Genomic DNA, 1,649 nt, shown 5'->3' on the forward strand with positions numbered 1-1,649 from the left:
ACAGGTAATTTAACCGCTGGTCGTGTCGGTATTGGCATCACAAATCCTACTGAAAAATTAGAGGTGGCTGGAACAGTTAAAGCCACTAGATTTGAAGGGGATGGTTCTGGTTTAACTGGGATTAGTGGCGACGGACAGTGGCAGACATTATCTGGTAACAATATTCGCTACAATGGCGGTGTTTTGGTTGGTAATTACCTTCTCCCTAGAACTAATGAATCGAAAGAAAGAGGAGTATCCGGTGCCAGCTTCGCCATAACAGAAACAGTAAATAAGATTCCGCGATGCTACGGTGTTAGGGGTCATTTCCAGGGTTTTCTAACTTCTATCCTTGTAAAAGATGAAAAACATCCAGACGACGAAATTATAGTTAAAGATGAGATTAAGGACACCACAGATGATAGTTTTGAAGCTAAGATTTCAAGTTTAGGAGTAATTACTCCAGAAAACAGTCCTGAGTCTGTGAAACCTGGGGATTTTCTTGAACAGCGAACTGAGATCTCTGTAGAGGCAGTTGATACCATTGAAGGGACTACTGATCGACCTATTGATACCATTGAAGGAGACAAATCTCCACAGCCAATTCCAAAGCCAGGTTTTTTTAAATCTGGATATGGTGGCTATTTCACTGCTATCAATGGTGGGGCATCTACTGTCTACGGAGTTTACGGTGAAGTAACAGGTCGTCAAGGAAGTAACTCCTTTGGTGTTTACGGTAAAGCTACAGGTGCTGGCAACAATTATGCTGGCTACTTCAATGGTAGAGTGCATGTAACAGGTAATATAACAGCTAACAATCTCCAACAAAAATCCTCACGACAGTTCAAAAAGAATATTAATACCCTGGCAATAGAAGACGCCATAGAAACCCTGGAAGGACTCAATCCCGTCCAATTCAGCTATAAAGAAGATGACCAAAAAGAAACCCACATTGGATTTATTGCGGAAGATGTGCCGGATTTAGTAGCAAGTCGCGATCGCAAAACCCTCAGTCCGATGGATATCGTAGCGGTTTTAACTAAAGTGGTGAAGGAGCAAAACAATACTATTTCTTTGCTAATGGAAAAGGTAAAAAATTTGGAACAGAAAAGTCAGTCTAGCGCTTTTTAGCCTAATCAGCTAAACAGAATTTTTTACTTCTTCCCTATTCCCTGCTCCCTGCTCCGAAGTCCCTATTCCCTATTCCCTGCTCCCTATTCCCTATTCCCTGCTCCCTGCTCCCTAAAACCAATAATTTTTACCATACCCAATTTAAAACTACGATAATAGCCATAATGACAGATATACAACGTCCCAATTACTTTACTGCCCAGTTTCTAGTAGAAAAAGACTTTAACGATGAGCAAGCCTACCATCGTGACATGCGCCTGCGTCACAATCGTTTACTCCATAACTGGGGTGTGGTGGCAGGATTAGAAGTAACCAAAACCGGGGATAAAAAAATTGCGGTTAGTGAGGGCATGGCCATTGATAAAGATGGTCGAGAAATTATTGTTTTACCCAATTCTCTTGTACCGAAAACCATTAACTTAGATGGATTACCACTCAATACAACTATTGAAATTACCATCATCTATCAGGAAATTCAGGATAAGCCTTACCTAGTCGGTAAGGCTTATCCTGAATTTCCTGATAGATGATGGTAATTA

At 41.1% G+C, this 1,649-nt stretch carries 2 protein-coding genes; both read left to right on the top strand.

The features are described from left to right. The coding region (locus tag F6K20_RS37585; RefSeq protein ID WP_287298266.1) for a tail fiber domain-containing protein at positions 1–1,110 on the top strand (1,110 nt) is incomplete at its 5' end. A 164-nt stretch (positions 1,111–1,274) separates the two neighbouring features. Then, positions 1,275–1,640, top strand: coding sequence for a hypothetical protein (locus F6K20_RS37590; RefSeq protein WP_287298267.1), 366 nt, complete (start codon positions 1,275–1,277; stop codon positions 1,638–1,640). Positions 1,641–1,649 lie beyond the last annotated feature (9 nt).

It is taken from the genome of Moorena sp. SIO2C4, from assembly GCF_010672485.1.
GTDB lineage: Bacteria > Cyanobacteriota > Cyanobacteriia > Cyanobacteriales > Coleofasciculaceae > Moorena > Moorena producens.

Bases quoted from the DNA above. Each gene is read 5' to 3' on its own strand.
- F6K20_RS37590 (WP_287298267.1), top strand. From the start codon at position 1,275: ATGACAGATATACAACGTCCCAATTACTTTACTGCCCAGTTTCTAGTA.